At 67.4% G+C, this 18,435-nt stretch carries 21 protein-coding genes; 19 read left to right on the forward strand and 2 right to left on the reverse strand.

Annotated features, from left to right (window positions below; all coding sequences use genetic code 11):
• Positions 1-23: 23 nt before the first annotated feature.
• The 19 genes from METUNV1_RS02605 (at position 24) to METUNV1_RS02695 (ending at position 16,777) form a co-directional block, all read left to right on the forward strand.
• The gene (locus METUNV1_RS02605) at positions 24-1,601 is read left to right on the forward strand and encodes a phage portal protein (RefSeq protein WP_157257865.1); all 1,578 of its coding nucleotides are present in this window, start codon (positions 24-26) and stop codon (positions 1,599-1,601) included.
• Between the two features lie 2 nt (positions 1,602-1,603).
• On the forward strand, positions 1,604-3,145 hold the full coding sequence (locus METUNV1_RS02610) for an SGNH/GDSL hydrolase family protein (RefSeq protein ID WP_043358849.1): 1,542 nt from the start codon (positions 1,604-1,606) through the stop codon (positions 3,143-3,145).
• A 116-nt stretch (positions 3,146-3,261) separates the two neighbouring features.
• Positions 3,262-5,430 (forward strand): phage major capsid protein, encoded by a 2,169-nt coding sequence (locus tag METUNV1_RS02615; protein WP_008058562.1) that lies wholly within the window; start codon positions 3,262-3,264, stop codon positions 5,428-5,430.
• A gap of 59 nt (positions 5,431-5,489) precedes the next feature.
• A complete protein-coding gene (locus tag METUNV1_RS02620) occupies positions 5,490-5,750 on the forward strand; it encodes a hypothetical protein (protein ID WP_008058563.1) in 261 nt (86 codons plus the stop codon).
• 4 nt (positions 5,751-5,754) lie between these two features.
• Positions 5,755-6,024 carry a head-tail joining protein gene (locus METUNV1_RS02625; protein ID WP_008058564.1) on the forward strand — a complete coding sequence of 90 codons (270 nt, stop codon included), beginning with the start codon at positions 5,755-5,757 and terminating at the stop codon, positions 6,022-6,024.
• Positions 6,021-6,434, forward strand: a complete 414-nt coding sequence (locus tag METUNV1_RS02630) for a hypothetical protein (protein ID WP_008058565.1) — start codon at positions 6,021-6,023, stop codon at positions 6,432-6,434. The genes METUNV1_RS02625 and METUNV1_RS02630 overlap by 4 nt, the downstream gene beginning before the upstream one ends.
• Before the next feature lie 11 nt (positions 6,435-6,445).
• A complete protein-coding gene (locus tag METUNV1_RS02635) occupies positions 6,446-7,087 on the forward strand; it encodes a phage tail tube protein (protein WP_008058566.1) in 642 nt (213 codons plus the stop codon).
• A gap of 5 nt (positions 7,088-7,092) precedes the next feature.
• Entirely contained in the window at positions 7,093-7,422 is a 330-nt protein-coding gene (locus METUNV1_RS02640) for a phage tail assembly chaperone (RefSeq protein WP_081471310.1), read from the forward strand.
• An 80-nt stretch (positions 7,423-7,502) separates the two neighbouring features.
• Complete coding sequence (locus tag METUNV1_RS02645; RefSeq protein ID WP_008058568.1) at positions 7,503-7,766, forward strand: DUF1799 domain-containing protein; 264 nt, start codon at positions 7,503-7,505, stop codon at positions 7,764-7,766.
• Positions 7,763-8,407 carry a DUF6441 family protein gene (locus METUNV1_RS02650; protein WP_008058569.1) on the forward strand — a complete coding sequence of 215 codons (645 nt, stop codon included), beginning with the start codon at positions 7,763-7,765 and terminating at the stop codon, positions 8,405-8,407. The genes METUNV1_RS02645 and METUNV1_RS02650 overlap by 4 nt, the downstream gene beginning before the upstream one ends.
• 1 nt (position 8,408) lies before the next feature.
• Complete coding sequence (locus METUNV1_RS02655) at positions 8,409-10,973, forward strand: tape measure protein (RefSeq protein WP_008058570.1); 2,565 nt, start codon at positions 8,409-8,411, stop codon at positions 10,971-10,973.
• A 7-nt stretch (positions 10,974-10,980) separates the two neighbouring features.
• Positions 10,981-11,598 (forward strand): hypothetical protein, encoded by a 618-nt coding sequence (locus METUNV1_RS02660; protein WP_139026267.1) that lies wholly within the window; start codon positions 10,981-10,983, stop codon positions 11,596-11,598.
• On the forward strand, positions 11,595-12,155 hold the full coding sequence (locus tag METUNV1_RS02665; RefSeq protein WP_008058573.1) for a hypothetical protein: 561 nt from the start codon (positions 11,595-11,597) through the stop codon (positions 12,153-12,155). The genes METUNV1_RS02660 and METUNV1_RS02665 overlap by 4 nt, the downstream gene beginning before the upstream one ends.
• Positions 12,152-12,595, forward strand: coding sequence for a DUF6950 family protein (locus METUNV1_RS02670; protein ID WP_008058575.1), 444 nt, complete (start codon positions 12,152-12,154; stop codon positions 12,593-12,595). The genes METUNV1_RS02665 and METUNV1_RS02670 overlap by 4 nt, the downstream gene beginning before the upstream one ends.
• Complete coding sequence (locus METUNV1_RS02675; RefSeq protein WP_008058577.1) at positions 12,588-15,293, forward strand: phage tail protein; 2,706 nt, start codon at positions 12,588-12,590, stop codon at positions 15,291-15,293. Before METUNV1_RS02670 ends, METUNV1_RS02675 begins: the two co-directional genes overlap by 8 nt.
• On the forward strand, positions 15,290-15,532 hold the full coding sequence (locus tag METUNV1_RS02680; RefSeq protein WP_008058578.1) for a hypothetical protein: 243 nt from the start codon (positions 15,290-15,292) through the stop codon (positions 15,530-15,532). Before METUNV1_RS02675 ends, METUNV1_RS02680 begins: the two co-directional genes overlap by 4 nt.
• Positions 15,529-15,879: a phage holin family protein gene (locus METUNV1_RS02685; protein ID WP_232416275.1), complete on the forward strand. Its 351-nt coding sequence runs from the start codon at positions 15,529-15,531 to the stop codon at positions 15,877-15,879. Before METUNV1_RS02680 ends, METUNV1_RS02685 begins: the two co-directional genes overlap by 4 nt.
• Positions 15,876-16,352, forward strand: a complete 477-nt coding sequence (locus METUNV1_RS02690; protein WP_008058582.1) for a D-Ala-D-Ala carboxypeptidase family metallohydrolase — start codon at positions 15,876-15,878, stop codon at positions 16,350-16,352. Before METUNV1_RS02685 ends, METUNV1_RS02690 begins: the two co-directional genes overlap by 4 nt.
• On the forward strand, positions 16,349-16,777 hold the full coding sequence (locus tag METUNV1_RS02695) for a hypothetical protein (protein ID WP_008058583.1): 429 nt from the start codon (positions 16,349-16,351) through the stop codon (positions 16,775-16,777). Before METUNV1_RS02690 ends, METUNV1_RS02695 begins: the two co-directional genes overlap by 4 nt.
• Positions 16,778-17,077: 300 nt before the next feature.
• On the opposite strand, the gene METUNV1_RS02700 is transcribed toward METUNV1_RS02695, so the two are convergent.
• Together METUNV1_RS02700 and METUNV1_RS02705 are read right to left on the reverse strand one after the other, a co-directional pair.
• On the reverse strand, positions 17,078-17,365 hold the full coding sequence (locus METUNV1_RS02700; protein ID WP_008058585.1) for a hypothetical protein: 288 nt from the start codon (positions 17,363-17,365) through the stop codon (positions 17,078-17,080).
• Between the two features lie 212 nt (positions 17,366-17,577).
• Positions 17,578-18,378, reverse strand: coding sequence for an inositol monophosphatase family protein (locus METUNV1_RS02705; RefSeq protein ID WP_008058587.1), 801 nt, complete (start codon positions 18,376-18,378; stop codon positions 17,578-17,580).
• Positions 18,379-18,435: the final 57 nt, after the last annotated feature.

The following is an 18,435-nucleotide window of genomic DNA, read 5'->3' on the forward strand; positions in this document are numbered from 1 at the left end:
GTGCACAGTGGCTCGAGCGCACCGTGCACAACGTCGTCGAAGCCGCCGCCGCCCGGTACGCGCGCAGCGGCGCCTTCGACGCCGCTGAAACGCACCCGTGGTCTGAAGCGTGGGACACCGCCGACATCAACCTGAACGACGCCCTGGCCAGCCGCCTCGGCGTGCTGCGTGGCCGCTCCAAGACGCTGGCGCGCAACAACGAGTGGGCGCGCCGCTACCTCTGGCTCAGCAAGAGCAACGTGCTTGGCCCGGTCGGCATCCAGCTCCGCATGACGCTCGACAAGCGCAACGGCGACCCCAACGACCGCGTCAATGATCTGATCGAAGGCGGCTGGCGCCACTTCGGCCGGCGCGGAAACTGCGACCTCACCGGTACGCTGACTTGGCGGCAGGTCGAAAAGCTCTGCCTGCTGTGCCGCGAGCGCGAAGGCGAGTTCCTCATTCGCCTGGTCAATGGTGGGCCGCACGGCCTGCTGCTGCACGTGCTCAACCCCGCCGTGCTCGACGTCAATCTGCGCGGCGAGTACCAGGGCCGGCGCATCCGCATGGGCATCGAGATCGACGACGCCGGCGGCCCGGTCGCCTACTGGCTGCTCACCGTGCAGCCCGGCGAAGACCTCTTCAGCGGCGTGCCCGCCGTCGGCCGGCGCCACGTGCGCGTGCCGGCCGCCGAAATCATCCACGGCTTCGACAAGGAAGAGCCCGACCAGCTGCGCGGCTACCCCGCGCTCACCGTGGGCGCCGAGCGCCTGTACCTGCTGAAAGACTTCGAGCGCTCGGCCGCGGTGGCCAGCGCCCACAGCGCCAAGCGCGGCGGTTTCTTCTACACGCCCACCGGCGAGGCGCCGGACGGTTTCGCCGACCATCTCATCAGCGCCGTGCTCGATCAGGCGCGGGCCGAGGGCCGCGAACTCAGCGTGGACGAGCTGCAGGCGCTGAAAGATGCCTCCTCCAAGTTCAACACGCTGGTGCCCGGCCAGTTCGACACCCTGCCGCACGGCGTGCAGTTCCAGAAGTTCGACAGCGACTACCCGAACGTCAATTACAACGAGTACACCAAGGCCTGCGTGCGCGGCTTCAGCGCCGGCCTGGGCATGAGCTACGCCACCCACGGCAACGACCTCGAGGCGGTGAACTACTCATCCGCCCGCGTCGGCATCGTCGATGAGCGCGAGGTCTACAAGTTCCGCCAGGTAGAACTTGTCGAAGAGCTGCACGAGCGCGTCGCAGCCGCCTGGCTCTCGCGCGCCATGCTCGCTTATGCCCCCTTCCGCCGGCTCGCCTACGACCGGCTGGAGCAGTACATCGACGCCATGTCGTGGCAGCCGCGCCGCTGGGTCGGCATCGACCCGGTCAAGGAAGCCCAGGCCAACGAAATCAACCTGCGCCTGCGCCTCACCAGCCGCCGCCGCATCATCCGTGAGCGCGCCGAAGACCCCGACGAAATCGAGCGCGAAATCGCCGAAGAGCAGGCGCTCTATGGCGACCTCGACGCCGAAAACATGCCGCGCCCGAACGACCAGGCTGACGACGAAGGCGAGCAGGACAACGATCAATCCACCAGCGGGCGGGCCAGCCGCCTGCACATCGCAGGAGCTTGAACATGCCGCAGATCACCATGCTGGAAGACGTGTGGGACGGCCCCACGCTGCTCGCCAAGGGCGCCTCACCGATCGTCAGTACCGAACTGGCAGATCAGCTGGTGGGGGTAGGGAAGGCGGTGGATTCGAGCGGCTACCGTGGCGCACGCGTAGACGCGACGATGACCGATGATGTGCAGCGCGCGGAGGCCGCTGCGGTGGTTGAGGCTGCTGGTGCGATAGTCCCGCTGCGCCGTGCCATCTCCGGCATTCCGACTGCAATGGCTTTCGGAAATTCGATCTGCGCGCAGAACCGTATCGGCGCCAATACGGTTAATGGCTCAGTCTCCTTCGATGCGCATCTGTGGTGGGCGCAGGCGTTCAGCGGCCATGCATTCGAATGGCTGCAGACCGGCGCAACCGTGCAAGTCGGCGCGTCTGCCTCGTCGCTGCTGACGCAGGGCATCTACGGCTACAGCGGGGCTACGTCAGTCGATATCTACAACACGGCGTTTGCCGTGACGCTTGGCGCGTACCGACCGAATTACGCTCTGATCCAGATGATCGAGAACGACGTCACGCAAATCGTCGCCGGAACCATCACGAGAGTTCAGGCGCAGACCGCATATCGGAACACGATTTCCGGCTGCCTTGCGCAAGGCACTACTCCCATTTTCATCGGCTGCCTTCCGTCAAAGAGCTACAGCACGGCTGCGCACGCCACGGAATACTGGGCGCTGACGAATTACGTTGAAAGCCTTCAATCCCTGTATCCCGGCATGATCTATGTGCCGGTCTCCGATTTGTACATGGACAGCGCACTGACCACTCCTCAGCCGCTTTCGTCTGGCATCTACGCCAACTACACCGATACGTCCGTCCATCCGAAAGTTGCAGCCCCGCTGATCGGTGCGCGAATCGCAGATATCCTCGGATTGCATGGGATTCTAGGTTTCGGCCTCATACCCGGCCCCGGGGATGCTCGATATATCGGCGGGAACGCTTTCACCTCTGGTACTGGTGGAACGGCCAGCGCGCCGGTTACGGGTAGTGTTGCGAATAACCTGACGATCGCGAACAACATGACGTCAGCAACCATTGCAGCTGCCGTTGTTAATAGAAACGGTCGACAGGCGCAGCAGATTTCCGTAACCGCGGGCACCTCGACAGGTTTTCAGAACATGTTCAGCGAGTTCACCTCCGCGATCAATTCTGGCCCCTCGTCGTTTGCGGTTGGCGACATCGTGCAGCTTCTCGTCGAATTTGAGATCGACAGTGCTACCGCGCTGACCGGATTGCGTGATCTGACGCTGGAGCTGGCGCATACGGGCGGAGCCGTCACGCCGTACCAGATGTTCAAAAAAGCAAACGCAGACACGTTCGACACGATCACGATCCCCACAGGTCGGCCGATGGTTTTTGCAACTCCGCTTTCGGTGGTGACGCCAGGAACTACGGCGGTGCGTCCGTTCTTTTACGCGTATGCAAGTCAGAACGCTGCGGCAGCGACCGGACGGTTTTTCAATACAAAATTCGCTGTTGTGAATTGGTCGAAGTCGAACTGACGCCACACAGCCGCCTCCGGGCGGCTTCTTCATCTGTTACCCCGGAAATTTTTCCCCCTAAAAATTTCCGCGCCTCCTCTCCACACTGCGCCTCAGTCACTCACTGAGGCGCAGTCATGTCGAGGCTCATCGATCTTTCGCCGAGCGTCACCACCCGCGATTACTTCCAGCCGCAGGCCGATATCTGGTCGGCGGTGACGGATGCCTACGTGCGCGCCGAGCGCGATGAGCGCGCGGCCTTCCTGCGCGCCATCCCGCACGTGGTCAATGCCCTGCCGCTGAACCGTGCCGCCATCGATGCCGAGGCGCGCACGGTGCCGATCGCGTTCTCCTCTGAAGAGCCGTACGAGCGCTGGTGGGGCGTCGAAATCCTCAGCCACGACCCGGGCGCCGTCGATCTCAGCCGCATGAACAACGGCGGCGCCGTGCTGGTCGAGCACAGCACCCGCGACCACGTGGGCGTGGTGGTGCAGGGCAGTGCCGCCATCGACGCCGACCGCACCGGCCGCTGTGTGGCCCGCTACGGCAAGAGCGCGCGCAGCGAAGAGATCTTCACCGACGTGCAGGACGGCATCCGCACCCTCATTTCCGTCGGCTACATGATCGACGAGCTGGTGCTGGTCAAGAGCGACCAGAAAACCGGCATCGACACCTACCGCGCCACGCGCTGGACGCCCTATGAGGTGTCGCACGTGGCCGTGCCCGCCGACCCCACGGTCGGTGTCGGCCGCTCCAAGATTTTCGTTTCCGGCTTCAAGCCGGCCAACTCTGCGGCCCCGAGCCGCGCCACCCAGGAGAGCATCATGCCCGAGGACAACCTCGACGACGGCGGCGCGGCCGTCGCAACCCGTACGCAGCAGCAACAGCAGGCGCCGGCCGCACCGGCCACGTCGGTGCAAACCGTCGGCGACGCCATCACCGCCGAGCGCGCCCGCATGCGCGACATCCGCGCCGTCGGCAAGCAGTGGGGCATGGGCGAGCAGGCCGAGCAGGCCATCGACGCCGGCATGTCGGTCGATGCCTTTCGCGCCAAGGTCATGGCCGAGCTGCAGGACACCGGCCGCGTGCGCGTGGCCGAGTCGCCCGAGATCGGCATGAGCGACCGCGAGATCGAGTCCTTCTCGTTCTGCCGCGCGCTGCTGGCTGCGCATGACCCGCTGAACGCCCACAAGATCGCCCCGCTTGAGAACGAGGCCTCGCGTGCAGCGCAGCAAAAGCGCGGTGAGCGAACCGGCCGCGAAGGCTCCATCACGCTGCCGGCCGACGTACTGCTGCGCAGCCTGCGCGTCGATGCGCAGAAGGCCGGCGCCGCCGTGCGCAGTCTGTTCGCCCTGCACGGCCTGCGCGGCCAGAGCATGCACACCGGCATCCAGATGCGCGACCTGGTGGTCGGCACGCCCACCGCCGGCGGCAACCTGGTCGCCACCGATCTGCTGGGCTCCAGCTTCATCGAGCTGTTCCGCAATGCGGTGCTGTTCGACGAGCTGGGCGTGACCATGCTGACCAACCTCAGCGGCAACATCGCCATTCCGCGCCAGACCGGCGGCGCCACCGCCTACTGGGTGGCGGAAAACGGTGCACCCACCGAAAGCCAGCAGTCGGTCGACCAGGTGAGCGGCACGCCCAAGACGGTGGGCTGCTTCACCGACTACAGCCGCCGCCTGCTTCTGCAGTCGAGCATCGACGTCGAGCTGTTCGTCCGCTCCGACCTCGCGCTGCAGATGGCGCAGGAAGCCTTCCGCGCCGCCATCAACGGCAGCGGCAGCAGCAACGAGCCGACCGGCCTGATGAACATCAGCGGCACCGGCGCGGTGGTGGGCGGCACCAACGGCGCCGCGCCCACCTATGACCACATCGTCGATCTGGAATCGGCCGTGGCCAATGCCAACGCCGACGGCGGCCGCCTGGCCTACCTCACCAACACCAAGGTGCGGGGCAAGCTGCGCAAGACGCAGGAGTTCGCCAGCACCAACGGCAAGCCGGTATGGACCAGCGCCCCCGGTGGTGCCGGCCGCGTGGGCGAGCTGCTGGGCTACAACGCCTACACCTCCAACGCCGTGCCCTCCAACCTGACCAAGGGCACCAGCTCCGGCGTGTGCTCGGGCATCGCCTACGGCAACTGGGCCGAGCTGCTCATCTTCATGTGGGGCGGCCTCGACCTGATGTTCGATCCGTACAGCCTGAGCACCACCGGCGCCAAGCGCCTGGTCGCACTGCAGGACATGGACGTGAACGTGCGTCACGCCACCTCCTTCGCGGTGATGAAAGACGCCCTCACCAGCTGATTCCCACTCACCTGACACCCGGCGTGCAGACGCATGCACGCCGGGCTCTGGAGACCCCAATGCCCAAGATCCTCATCATCGAAACCTGCCTGGTCAATCACGGCGACGACGCCGGCGGCATCGCCCACGAAGCGGGCGAAACCATCGACGTGAACAAGGACACCGCCATCGAGCTCGCCAAGTACGGCCGCTCGCTCTACCTGAACAAGGCGGACGACCCCACCAAGACCAAGCTCTACAGCGCCACGCCCGACATGGTGAAGGCCGTGGAAGCCGCCGCCAAGGCACGCGCCAAGGCCGCCGAAGAAGCCCCGGTCTGACGCCATGAACTTCGCGCCGGCCCTGCTCGTGAATGGCCCTTTCGGCACCGACGTCGTCATCGACGGCGTGGCCGGTCGGGCCATTTTCGACGAGGCCTACGCCGAAGCCTTCGACGTCGCCGGCAGCGCCCCGCGCCTGACCTACCGCGTCGCCGACTTCCCGTCGGTCGCCCGCGGCCAGGCCGTGACCGTCGGCGCCCGATCCTTCAAGACCGCCGCAGTGCCCGAGCCTGACGGCACGGGCATGGCGGTGGTGAGGTTGCACCAGGCATGAGCCACCCGCGCAAACAGATCCGCGCCAGCGTCGTCGCGCTGCTCACGGGCCTGACCGGCGTCACAACGGTCGAGGCCTCGCGCGTCACGCCGTTCGCTGACAGCGAGCTGCCGGCGCTCAACGTCGTCAATCGCGGTGGCCAGTCGTCACCGATTACGCTGACCGGCAGCGGCCCGCAGGAGCGCCAGATCACCGTCGGCATCGACATTCACGTCAAGGCCGCTGACGGCGTGGATGACCTGCTCGACGACATCGCCGAGCGGGTCGAGGCCGAGCTGTTGGGCGCCTCGCCTGACACCTGGCTCGGCGGCTCCGTGGCCGAGATCAGCGACGAGCCCGACTTCGACGACGAAACCAACCTACCGGCCGGCGTGCTGCGCCTGGTCGTGTCCATCTCAACCATCGTCTAAGGGAGACGACCATGTCCTACAGCACTGGCGCCGGCTCGGTTGTTCAGATCGCGACCGCACTGGCCACCGCGAAAAACATCACCGCCATCAGCAACGCCGCCGAAGCGGTGGCCACCTTCGAGGCGTCGCACGGCCTCACGCCGGGCGACTGGATCAAGGTCTCCAGCGGCTGGGGCAGCCTTGACGGCCGCGTCGTGCGCGTGAAGGCGGTTTCGACCAACGATGTGACCCTGGAAGGCGTGAATACCGCCGACACCACGCTCTATCCGGCGGGCTCGGGCCTCGGCAGCGCGCAGAAGATCACGACCTGGACGGAAATCCAGCACGTGAAGGCGGACAGCTTCCAGACCACCGGCGGCGAACAGCAATTCACCGACGCCTCGCCGCTGTCGAGCTACACGGATCGCCAGATCCCGACCACGCGCACCGCCTACAACATCGGCTTCGATGTGATGGACACCTCCGCCGGCCTGACCTCGGCCCGCTCGGCGGGTGCGACCTCGACCGCCTTCCGCATCTCGAAGGGCAGCAACGTGACCGCCGGCGCCGGCATCTTCTCGGTGTCCGAAATCCCGTCGATCTCCGGTCGTGAGGTCACCACCTTCGGCGTGTCCATCGCGCTGCAGGCCACCCCGATCACCTACTTCAGCTGATCGCCATGATCCGTCTCTGTCCTGCTCCGACATTCAAAGTCGATGTGCTCCTCACCGTGCCCGGTGAGGAGCAGCCGGGGAAGCTGGAGCTCACCGTGCGCTGGAAGTCGCGCGAAGAGCGCGTGAAGTGGATCGAAAGCGCCCAGGGCCGCACCGACGCCGATGCACTGGCCGAAGTCGTCACCGACTGGGGCGGCCCGGTGGATGAAGCCGGCCAGCCGGTGCCGTTCTCGGTCGAGGCCTTCAAGCAGCTGGTCAATGGCTACGACCAGGCGGGCAAAGAGATTCTCGAAGCCTACCTGCGCGGCCACATCGAGGGCCGGCGAAAAAACTGAGCGAGGCCGCCCGTGCCCTGCACGGCGGCCTCGACTCAGCCGCGCGGCGCAAGGGCCTCGCCGCGGTCGGGCTGGACTGGGTGCTCGATGACGCACCCGATGCGATCGATGTGTGGCCTGAAAACTGGGCGGCGGTCGAGCTGTTCGACGCGCTGGGCTCGCAGTGGCAGGTGGCCCCCTCGGGCCAGCTCATCGGGCTGAGGTATGAGGCGCTGCCGGTGGTGATGGATCTGCACGCGATCCACGGCACCGAGCGGCGGCGCCAGATGTTCGACGACATGCGGACGATGGAGAGCGCAGTGCGGGCGATGATCAACGAGCAGGCAAAGCGGGGTGGCCGGTGAAGGTCGGTCTCACCACGGCCGGCGTGCTCAGCGCCGCCAGCCGCGCCGCCTGGTCGCGTGAGGTGACCGGCGGCGCACGCGAGAAGGTGGCCGCCGTCATGCGCCGGCGCGGCCCGGCCATCGCCCGCGCCGCGCAGCAGAACGCCCGCTCAGCGCTCAAGGGCAACAAGGCGTGGCGCTCGTTCCGCGCCCGTGTCTATGCCGACAAGCCGGGCCGCATGCCCGCGCTGAAGGTCGGCAGCCGCATTCCCTGGCTGGGCACGCACGAGACCGGCGCCACCATCAGCGGCCGCCTGCTCATCCCGCTCATCCGCGTGGGGCCGAAGCGCTTCCGCCGCATCCTCAGCGAACTGAACCGCGCGGGCAATGCGTACTGGGTGAAGGGCCGCAGCGGCCTGCCGGTGCTCATGGCGGAAAACCTGCCTGAGCAGTACCGCGTGCTGTCGCGCTTCAGGTCGGCCGAGCGCAAGGCGCAGCGCGCCGCCGGCGGCACGGGCCGGCTCAAGCGCGGGCAAGACATACCGATCGCCACGCTGGTGCCGCGCGTCACCCTGCGCCGCCGCCTGCGCTTTGCCGACACCGTGCGCGCCGCCGTGCCGGCGCTCGCGGCCGAAATCACCGCTGCACTCACCAGGGGCTGACGTGGCCGGAAATTTCGCTCAGATCCTCATCACCGCCAGGGACGACACCCGCGGCGGTGTGGCCTCGGCCGAGGCCAACTTCGCGCGCCTGGAGCAGCGCGCCGGCCGCACGTCGGAAAGCCTGCGCGAGCTCGGCACCAACGTCGCCAACAGTTTCAAGAACATCGCCGTCGGCCTGGGCGCCGGCTTCGGCCTCAACGAGATTGCGCGCACCGCTGACGCCTTCAGCACGCTGAACGCGCAGCTGCGCATCAGCACCGGCAGCGCCTCGGCGGCCACCGCAGCTTACGGCGAGGTGTTCCGCATCGCCCAGGCGTCGGGCCAGTCGCTTGAACAGGTGGCCACCGTGTATCGGCGCTTCAGCGACTCGGCGGCCGATATCGGCATCAGCCAGCGCGAGGTGGCCGAGGCCACGCAGATCGTTGCGCAGTCGATCTCGATTTCCGGCGGCAGTGCGGCCTCCGCTGAAGCCGCGCTGACGCAGTTCGGCCAGGCGCTGGCCAGTGGCACGCTGCGGGGCGAAGAGCTGAACAGCGTGCTCGAACAGGCGCCGCGCCTTGCCCGCGTGCTGGCCGATGGCCTGGGCGTGCCCGTGGGCAAGCTGAAAGAGCTGGCCGAGAGCGGCGCCATCACCTCGCAGGCCATCGTGGCCGCGTTGCGCAGCCAGCGCGAGACCGTTGAGCGTGAGTTCAGCGAACTGCCGCTGACCGTGGGTCGCGCGCTCACCAACCTTGACAACGCCTTCACCAACACCGTCGGCAGCTTCGAACAGGGCACCGGCGCCTTCCGCACCGTGGCCGAAGTCATCAACGGCCTGGCCACGAATTTCGACACGCTGGCCGGTGCGGCCGGGGTGCTGGCGGGCGTCATGGCGGGCCGCGTCATCGCGGGCCTCGCGGCGGCCACGGCGGCGAAGATCGCGGCGGTACGCGAAACGCGCAACCTGGCGCTGGCTGAGCTGGCCGCCGCCCAGGCCGCTCAGCAGGCGGCCACGGCACGTGCAGCGGCCACGCTCACCATGGGTGGCCTCACGCAGGCCACGCAGCGCCTGGCCACCGCACAGGCGGCGGTGGCGGCCACCGGGCGGCTGGGCATGGTGCTCGGTGCGCTCGGTGGCCCGATCGGGCTGGTCACGACCGCGCTGTCGCTCGGCGCCACCGCCTGGATGATGTGGGGCAACTCGTCCCGCGACGCGGCAGACACCGCCACCCGCGCCACCGAGCAGAGCACCGGCGATATCGTGGCGTCGCTCGATATGCAGATCGCCAAGCTGCGTGACCGCAACAAGCTGGCGGCCAGTGGCATGCCCGGCCTTGCTCAGCAGGGCGGCGACGCCGCCGAGCGGGTTGCGGCGCTGCAGGCCCGCATGCAGCAGATCCAGCGGCGCGAGGGGCAGTTCGCCGGCATTAACGACGCCGCCCAGATGGCGCTGCTGCAGCAGACCGGCCTGGAGCTGGCCGCGCTGCTGCAGCGTACGCGCGACCTGGCCGTCGAGCAGAAGAAGCTGCAGGAGATCGGCCAGCAGAGCGCGCGCGACCGCTGGCTGGAGAAGTACGCCACCGACGCCGAGCGGCTGAACGCCGAGCTGGCCAAGGCGCGGCAGGAGCTGGGCAGCGCCTTCACCCCCGAGGTGGAGCAGCGCATCCGCGCCAAGTTCACCGTCAAGGACAAGAAGGCCCCGAAGGGCGACAGCGAGCGCATGCAGCGCGAGGCGCAGGAGCTGGTCGATAACTGGTCACCGCTCAAGCTGCGGTGGGAGCTCGACGCCAGCGACTTCGACGGCGGCGCCAATGCCGACCTCGCCAAGTGGCAGGAGGCCGCGAACGACCGGCTCGATGACCTCATCGCCAAGTACCGCGATCTGGCCGACCCGGCTGAGAAGTACAGAAAGGAGCTTCAGGTTGTCACTGCGTTGGAGGCGCAGGGGAAGCTCACTGCGGAAGAGGCTTACAAGGTACGAAAGAAGCTCATCGAGGAGGAGGAGCAGTCCCTCGAAGAGCGAAACAATGAGTTGAGGAAGTCGAAGTCCTTTGCGGAGGAGTTCGGTCTCACGATGTCGAGCGCATTCGAGAACGCGATCCTTGCCGGCAAGGGCTTCAGCGATCTCCTCCAAGGCCTGAGTCGTGATATCGCTCAGGTCATCATTCGTAAGACCGTCACCGAGCCCCTTGGAAGCGCCGTAAGTGATTTCGCCAAGGGTATCGACTGGTCTCAGATCTTTAGCTTCGGTGGTCGTCGCGCCAAAGGCGGCCCCGTGCGTAGCGGCAAGCTGTACGAGGTGAATGAAACCGGTGGCCCGGGCGAACTGCTCACCGCCGGCGGCCGCACCTTCCTGATGGCCAATCAGGACGGCTACGTCACCCCCACGCAGACCGCTGCCGGTGGCGGGTCTGCGCTGGGCGGGTCTGGCGGCAACGTGACCATCATCCAGCACATCAACGTCGACGCTCGCTCCGATCAGGCGGCAATACAGGCGGCCATGCTTCGCGCACGCGAAGAGGCGGTTGGTGCCGTGCGTATGGAGATTCAGCGCGGTGGTGCGCTGGCTCGCGCAGTGGGGCGGTGAGGCGCACATGACGATACTGACCTTCCCCACAGTGCGCGGCGGGCTGGGCCCGGCCGGTGGCTGCACCTGGCGCAAGTTGAGCAACACCCAAGTGTTCGAAAGCCCGCTCACCCGCAGCGTGCAGACCCTCGCCCTGCCCGGCGCCCGCTGGGCCTTCACCGGCACCTGGCAGAACCTGACGCCCGACGAAGCGGCCCGCATGCGGGCCTTCCTGTACAGCCTGCGCGGCCGGGCAGGGCGCTTCTACCTGCACAACTTCGCGCGGCCCACACCGGCCGGCACGCTGGCCGGCACGCCGCGCGTGGCCGGCGCGGGCCAGACCGGCAGCGCGCTGCTGACCGACGGTTGGGGCGCCGGTGGCTCGGTGCGCGCGGGTGACTTCGTAGGCCTCGGCGACGAGCTGCGCATGGTGGTGGCTGACGCGGTCGAGAACGGTGCCGGGGTCATGACCCTCACGCTCGATGAGCCGGTGCGCAGCAGCCCGGCCGACGATCTGGCGCTCAATTTCGTCCGCCCGGTCTGCGTCATGCGGCTCACCGCGGACGACGTCGAGTCCTCGTTCCAGCGCTCGGTGATCGGCGCGCTGGAGTCATTCACCCTGAACTGCGTGGAGACCTGGTCATGAGTCGCGACCTGACGCCCGATGTTTCGGCCGCTGTGCAGGACGGATACGTACCTGCCCTGCTGCTGGTCGAGCTGGACTTCCCGTCCGATGCGCTGCGGGCGAACAACAGTGCGGTGTCCATCGACTGGGGCGGCCATAACTGGCTGGGCCTCGGGCAGGTGGGCAGCGTCGATGTCATTCCTGAGCACAGCGACCTGCAGATGACCGGTGTGTCGCTGGTGCTGAACGGCATACCGTCCGAAATGATGAGCCGGGTGCTGGGCGAGCACTACCAGGGCCGCAGCTGCAAGCTGTGGTTCGCGCCGCTGGATGCCGACTATCGGCCGCTCGCGGACCCGGTGCTGGTGTTCAGTGGTCGCATGGACACGCCGGACATTCAGCTCGGCGAGACTGCATCGGTGTCGCTGACCGCTGAGTCGCGTATCACCGACTGGGAGCGCCCGCGCATCCGTCGCTACACCAACGAAGACCAGCTCGCGGAGTACCCGGGCGACCGTGGCCTCGAATTCGTAGCGCAGATGGTTGAGAAGACGCTGGTGTGGGGGCGTACGGCATGAAGCGGCTTGAAGACTGGCCGGAGCGGCTGGCGGCGTTCGTCGAAGCACGGCGGGCCATGCCCTTCCGCTGGGGGCAGAACGACTGCGCGCTGTTCGCCGCCGACGCGGTGGCCGCGGTCACGGGCGTGGATCTGGCCGAGCGCTGGCGCGGCCGCTACAGCGACGAGGTCACCGCGTTGCAGATGGGCCTGCGGGGTGCCAGCGCGCACCTGGCCACCGGCGACGTGAGCGGCGCGTTGCGCGACATGGCCAGCCTCTGCCTCGATGGCGAGGTGGCCCCGGCCCTCGCCCGCAGGGGTGACGTGCTGCTGGTGCAGCACGAGCGTGGTGAGAGCCTCGCCGTGTGCATCGGTACCCATGCTGCGGCACCTGGCCGTCGCGGCGTGGTGTTTCTGCCGCGCAGTGCCTGGCTGGCGTGCTGGAGGGTGGGCGATGCCTGAGGTCGGTATTGCGGTGCTGGCATCGGCGGGGGGCGGAGCGCTTGCGGGTGCGCTCAGCCTATTGCCCGGTACGCTTGCCTACAGCTTCGTGTCAGCCATCGGCGCGGCGGCCATTTCTGCTGGCCTGTCCTCGGCCCTGGGCCTGAACAAAAAGCCCAAGCTGCCGAAGTTCACCGTCGAGGCGCAGGACCGGCAGCAGATGATCCGCAGCGCGGTGGCCACGCGGCAGGTCGTTTATGGCCAGTGCGTCACCAGCGGCCCGATCATCTACGCCACCAGCACCGGCACCGAAAACAAGTTCCTGCACGTGGTCATCCCTCTGGCGGGGCATCAGGTCGAGGAGATCGGCGACGTCTGGTTTGGCGACGAGAAGGTCGGCGATCTGGACGCCGACGGCAACGTTACCTCGGGCCGCTTCAGCGGCTGGATGCGCGTGAGGAAGAACCTGGGTGCGCCCGACCAGCTGGCCGATTCGGTGCTCGACAGCGAGGTCACCGACTGGACAGCAGACCACCGCCTGCGCGGCATCGCGTACCTCTACCTGCGGCTCAAGTGGGACAAGGAACAGAAGGCCTACCCCTACGGGCTGGAGAACATCAAGGCGCTGGTGAAAGGCAAACGGGTCTATGACCCGCGCACCGGCCTGACCGCCTGGTCTGACAACTGGGCGCTGTGCGTGCGTGACTACGTGGCCGGCCAGCACGGCCTGCGCGCCACCGCCGACGAGATCGACGCCGACGCCCTCATCGCTGCGGCCAACCTCAGCGATGAGCTGGTCGCCACGCCCGACGGCGGCACCGAGCGGCGCTACACCTGCAACGGCACGGTCGATCTCGGTGTTGCCCCCATTGACGCGCTGCGCGGGCTGCTGACAGCCGGCGCGGGCAAGCTGATCTATTCGCAGGGCAAGTACGTGCTCTACGGTGGCCAGTACCTCACGCCCACCGTCACGCTCGATGAAGACGACCTGCGCGGCCCGATCGTGGTGCGCCCGCGCGTGCCGCGCCAGCAGCTGTTCAACCGGGTGCGCGGCACCTACGTAGACCCCGAGAAATACTGGCAGCCGTCGGATTTCATGCCGATCACCAACGGCATGTACGAGCTGCAGGACGGCGGCGAGCAGATCACCACCGACATCGAGCTGCCGTACACCACCAGCGCCTACGCCGCGCAGCGCCTGGCCAAGATCACGCTCGAGCGCGCGCGGCAGGGCATCACCGTCAGCATGCCGTGCAAGCTCACGGCCTTCGGTGTGCGCGCCGGCGATTTCATCGCGCTCAACATCGCGCAGCTCGGCTGGGCGGGCAAGGTGTTCAGCGTCACCACCTGGCGCCTGTCGCCGGATGGCGGCGTCGATCTCGAACTGAAGGAAGAGGCCGCCAGCGCCTACGCCTGGGCGTCCGGCGAAGCGACGGTGGTCGACCCAGCGCCCGACACGCTGCTGCCCAGTCTGATTCAGGTGCCGCCGCCCTCCGGGCTCATTCTCGACAGCGGCAGCGACCAGGCCATCATCGGCGCCGACGGCACCGTCATTCCGCGCATCTACGTGCAATGGACAGCCAGCCCTGACGCGTTCGTGGCCAACACCGAGGTGCAGTACAAGCCGATCGGCGCCACCGAGTACCTGAACGGCTTCCTGGCCTTCAGCACGCAGAGCGCCTACATCGAGCCGGTGCAGGATGACACCACCTACGACGTGCGCATCCGCGCCATCAACGTCGCCGGTGTGCCGTCGGACTGGGTGGCCGGCACCATCGCCGCCACCGGCAAAGACACCCCGCCGGGTGACCCCTCGTCGCTCATGGCCACCGGTGTGGTGGGCGGCATACGCCTCGTCTGGACCAATGCCGTCGACCGCGATCTGGCCGGCATCGAGGTGTGGGAGGCCGACACCAACGACCGCGCCACCGCCGCCCTGGTGAATACCGTCGCCGGCCGTGCCTATGACCGGCTCGGCCTCACCGAGGGCGTTACGCGCTACTACTGGATCCGCTCGGTCGATCGCACCGGCAACCTGAGCGGCTGGCACCCGGCCAGCGCCACGGCCGGCGTATATGCCACCGCCGCGGGTGTGGGCGCCACCATCGACTACGAGGACATCGGCGGCACCAAACCGCCGGTCGATGCCGACAACACCGGCGGCGCGCTCGAGCTCGGCCAGACCGTCACCAGCGGCGGCATCACGTTCAACGCCGGCGGAGCGATCAAGGGTGGGCAGACCGCGTTCAACGTTGGTACCGGCTGGTTCCTCGGCTACGAGGGTGGGCACTACAAGTTCAGCATCGGCAACCCGGGCGGCGCCTACCTCGCGTGGGACGGCTCGGACGGTACGCTCACCGTCACCGGCCGGCTGCAGGGGCAGCTCATCCAGACCCAGAAGAGCAGCGCAACGTCGAACCTGACGATCACCACCAGCTGGACGGTGCTGCAGTCAGTGGCCATCACCACCGCCGGCACCAAGGCGGTCATCGACGTTTCGGCGTACGAGAGCAACGGCACGCTGCGCTTCCGTATCCGCCGTGACCTCACGGTGCTCACCACCTGGCCGGTGGGCAACCTCATCGGCAGCAACTGGGTCACGCACCGGTGGGAAGACAACCCGCCCAACGGCGCCCACACCTACTACTTCGAAGCGATCCAGGCCTCGACCACCGGCCAGATACAGGACCGCTCACTTCGCGTCGAGGACTGGCGATGAACACCCTCTGCACCGCCCTCATCCTGCTCGCCCGCGTCGCCGGCGGAGAGGTGGCCATCCCCGCCCACCAGATCGCCGCCGTCGAAGACGCCGCCGCCGGCGCCATCGTCACCACCGAGCGCGGCGCCGCCTGGCGCGTCAGCGGCACCGCTCGCGACGTCGCTGAGAGGGTGCGCGACGGCTGCCTGGTTGAACGTGGCCTGATCCACAGAATTGATCAACAAGGGAGCCAACCATGAACCCGCAGACCCTCATGCCCAGTCGTCCGCCTGACGCCCCCGTAGTTCCCGTGGCCCACGGAATCGACTGGCTCACCCTGCTGCTTATGGTGGCCATCGCGCTCTGGGGCGGGGTGGTGAGCTACCTGCGCTATCTGGCCAAGGGAGCTCGGTTCAGCTTCTGGTTCTGCGTGTCTCACATCTCCTCGGCCGGTCTGGCCGGCTTCTGCGTGGCGCTGCTCTGCCAGGATAACCACGTGTCGATGCCCCTCACGGGTGTGGCGTGTGCCATTGCGGGGCATATGGGGGCGGAGCTCATCAAGATCATCGAAGACCGGGTGCGGGCGCGCGGAAAGGTGGCGCCGTGAATCTGACCAAGCATTTCACCCTGCTGGAGTTCACCGCCAGCGACGCCGCCCGCCGCCTGCGCATCGACAACACGCCGGGCACCACCGCGCTGCACGCGCTGCAGCGTCTGGCGGAGTTGATGGAGCAGGTGCGCGACGTGCTCGGCGGCGTGCCCGTGCTCATCAGCAGCGGCTACCGCAGTGCCGCCCTGAACGCGGCGGTCGGTGGCAGCGCCACCAGCGCCCACCTGCTGGGCCTCGCGGCGGACTTCACCGCACCGGCCTTCGGCTCACCGCGAGCGATCTGCCAGGAGCTGATCGCCGCCGGCCTGGTGTGGGACCAGCTCATCCTGGAGCGCCCGAGTGCCGCAGATCCCGATGGCCGCTGGGTGCACATCGGCCTGCCGCAGCTCGGCAAACCGCGCCGCCAGATCCTCACCGCCATCAATCGCGGCGGTCGAGTGCGCTACGAAACCGGGTTGGTGCGGCCGTGATCGCGGGCACGTTCGTCCGCGCGCTGCCGTCCTGGGTGCTGTGGCTGGCGCTGGGGGCGCTGGTGGCGGCCTCCGCTGGCTGGGGCTACACGCGCGGAGCTTCGAGTGTGCAGGACCGTTGGGACTTGGCAACTGCCGAGCAATCCTCGGCAGTTGCCTTCGTGCGCCAGCGGCAGGCCGAGGTGACCGAGCGCGTCGTCACCCAGTACGTCGACCGGGTCCGCGTCATCGAGCGCGAGGCCGATGCAGTCATCAGAGAGGTACCTGTCTATGTCCAAGACCGCTGCGAGCCTGATGGCCGCCTGCCTGCTGGTGTGCGCTGGGTGCTCAACGCCGCAGCCTGTGCCGGTCGTTGTCCTGCCGACTCCGCCGGCGATGCTCATGGAACCACCGGCGCAGCTGGAGCGCCTGCCGGACAACAATGAGCCGGTCGGGTTGATCGAGACTCTGACCAGCGTCACGCGCAACTACCGCAGCTATCACCTGGTGGCCGAGCGCCTGCGTGCGCTGCAGGCCTGGGTCCGTGAGCAGACCGCCGTCGTGCCCTGAGTGCGAGCGGCTGCGCGATCAGGTCGCTGGGCTGCGTGCCGATCGCAACGTCTGGCGCCAGATAGCCATCGACCTGTTTGGCCTGGTGCGCACCCTGCGCGACATTCTGACCGGGTGGTGATGCGGCCGGATCAGTCTCGCGGATCTGCCGGCCGCGCCGGATAGGCAGAGGGCACTCACCCCTCCGGCGGACCGTTGCTGAACTCGACCCACCAGGACTGCGGGTACTCGATCGTCGGAGAGACGATGTCCTCATGCCGCTCGATGCCGTTCACGATCAGGAATTCCGACGTCACCTGGATGATCTGGGCGTCGAAGAGCGGAAGCACCTCAGCCTCTGACCGTTCGCGCATCAGCATTGCCACCCTCAGGTGACGTCGACGGTGCTCGTCGAACTGTTCGGTCAGGATGAAATTGCCGGTCAGCCAGGGCAGGCGGTTGAACCAGGTGCGGGGGAGGGTCATGCCCTTATCGAGCATTCGGCGGATCATGCAGCGCATCCGATAACTGTACAAATGTACAGTTATCGGCGCAAGTTTCGGTGTGGTTTTTGGCGTAGCTTCTGAAAGCGCCCCTCTGAAAGGCGCTCTGCAGTTAGAACTGTCCCTGCTGCATCATGGGGGTGTGCTGCGACAGGTCGGCGCTCGTCATCCTCGTCGTGAAGCTCCGGGCCGGATCAGGCGCGCAGCGCTTCGGTCAGGTGGGGTTCGATGGTCTGCAGCAGTGCCGGATAGATGCGCGGCGTGGCGGCGACCAGATTGCCGCTTTCCATGTAGCCGGTTTCGCCCAGCAGATTGCCGACCAGGCCGCCAGCTTCGCTCACCAGCAGGCTGCCGGCGGCGATGTCCCACGGCGACAGGCCGATCTCGAAGAAACCGTCGAAGCGGCCGCAGGCCACCCAGGCCAGATCCAGCGCGGCGGCGCCCGGGCGGCGCAGGCCGGCAGTCTTCTGCATCATGTCCTTGAACATACCGAGGTAGGCATCGACATGGTCCCACACGCGGTAGGGGAAGCCGGTACCGATCAGCGCTTCGCCCAGCTTGGCGCGACGCGACACGCGGATGCGGCGGTCGTTCAGGAAGGCGCCGCGGCCGCGGCTGGCGGTAAACATTTCATTGCGCAGCGGATCGAACACCACTGCCGACTGCATCTGGCCGCGGTGTTCCAGCGCGATCGACACCGCGTACTGCGGCGTGCCGTGGATGAAGTTGGTGGTGCCGTCCAGCGGGTCGATGATCCAGCGGTAGTCCGAGGTCGCACCGGACTCGCCGCTCTCCTCGGCTAGAATGGCGTGGTCCGGGTAGGCCTCGCGCAGGATGCCGATGATGGCGTCCTCTGCGGCACGGTCGACCTCGGTCACGAAATCGTTCTGGCGCTTGCTGCTGACTTTCAGCAGATCCACATCCTCGCTGGCACGGGTGATGATCTGGCCCGCGCGGCGGGCGGCCTTGACGGCGGTGGTGAGCGTCGGATGCATGGATGTCTCTGTACGCGGGCCTCATGGCCCGCATCTCGGCAGGAAAACCCTGCATTC

The sequence above is a fragment of the Methyloversatilis universalis FAM5 genome (assembly GCF_000214035.2).
In the GTDB taxonomy this organism is placed as follows: domain Bacteria; phylum Pseudomonadota; class Gammaproteobacteria; order Burkholderiales; family Rhodocyclaceae; genus Methyloversatilis; species Methyloversatilis universalis.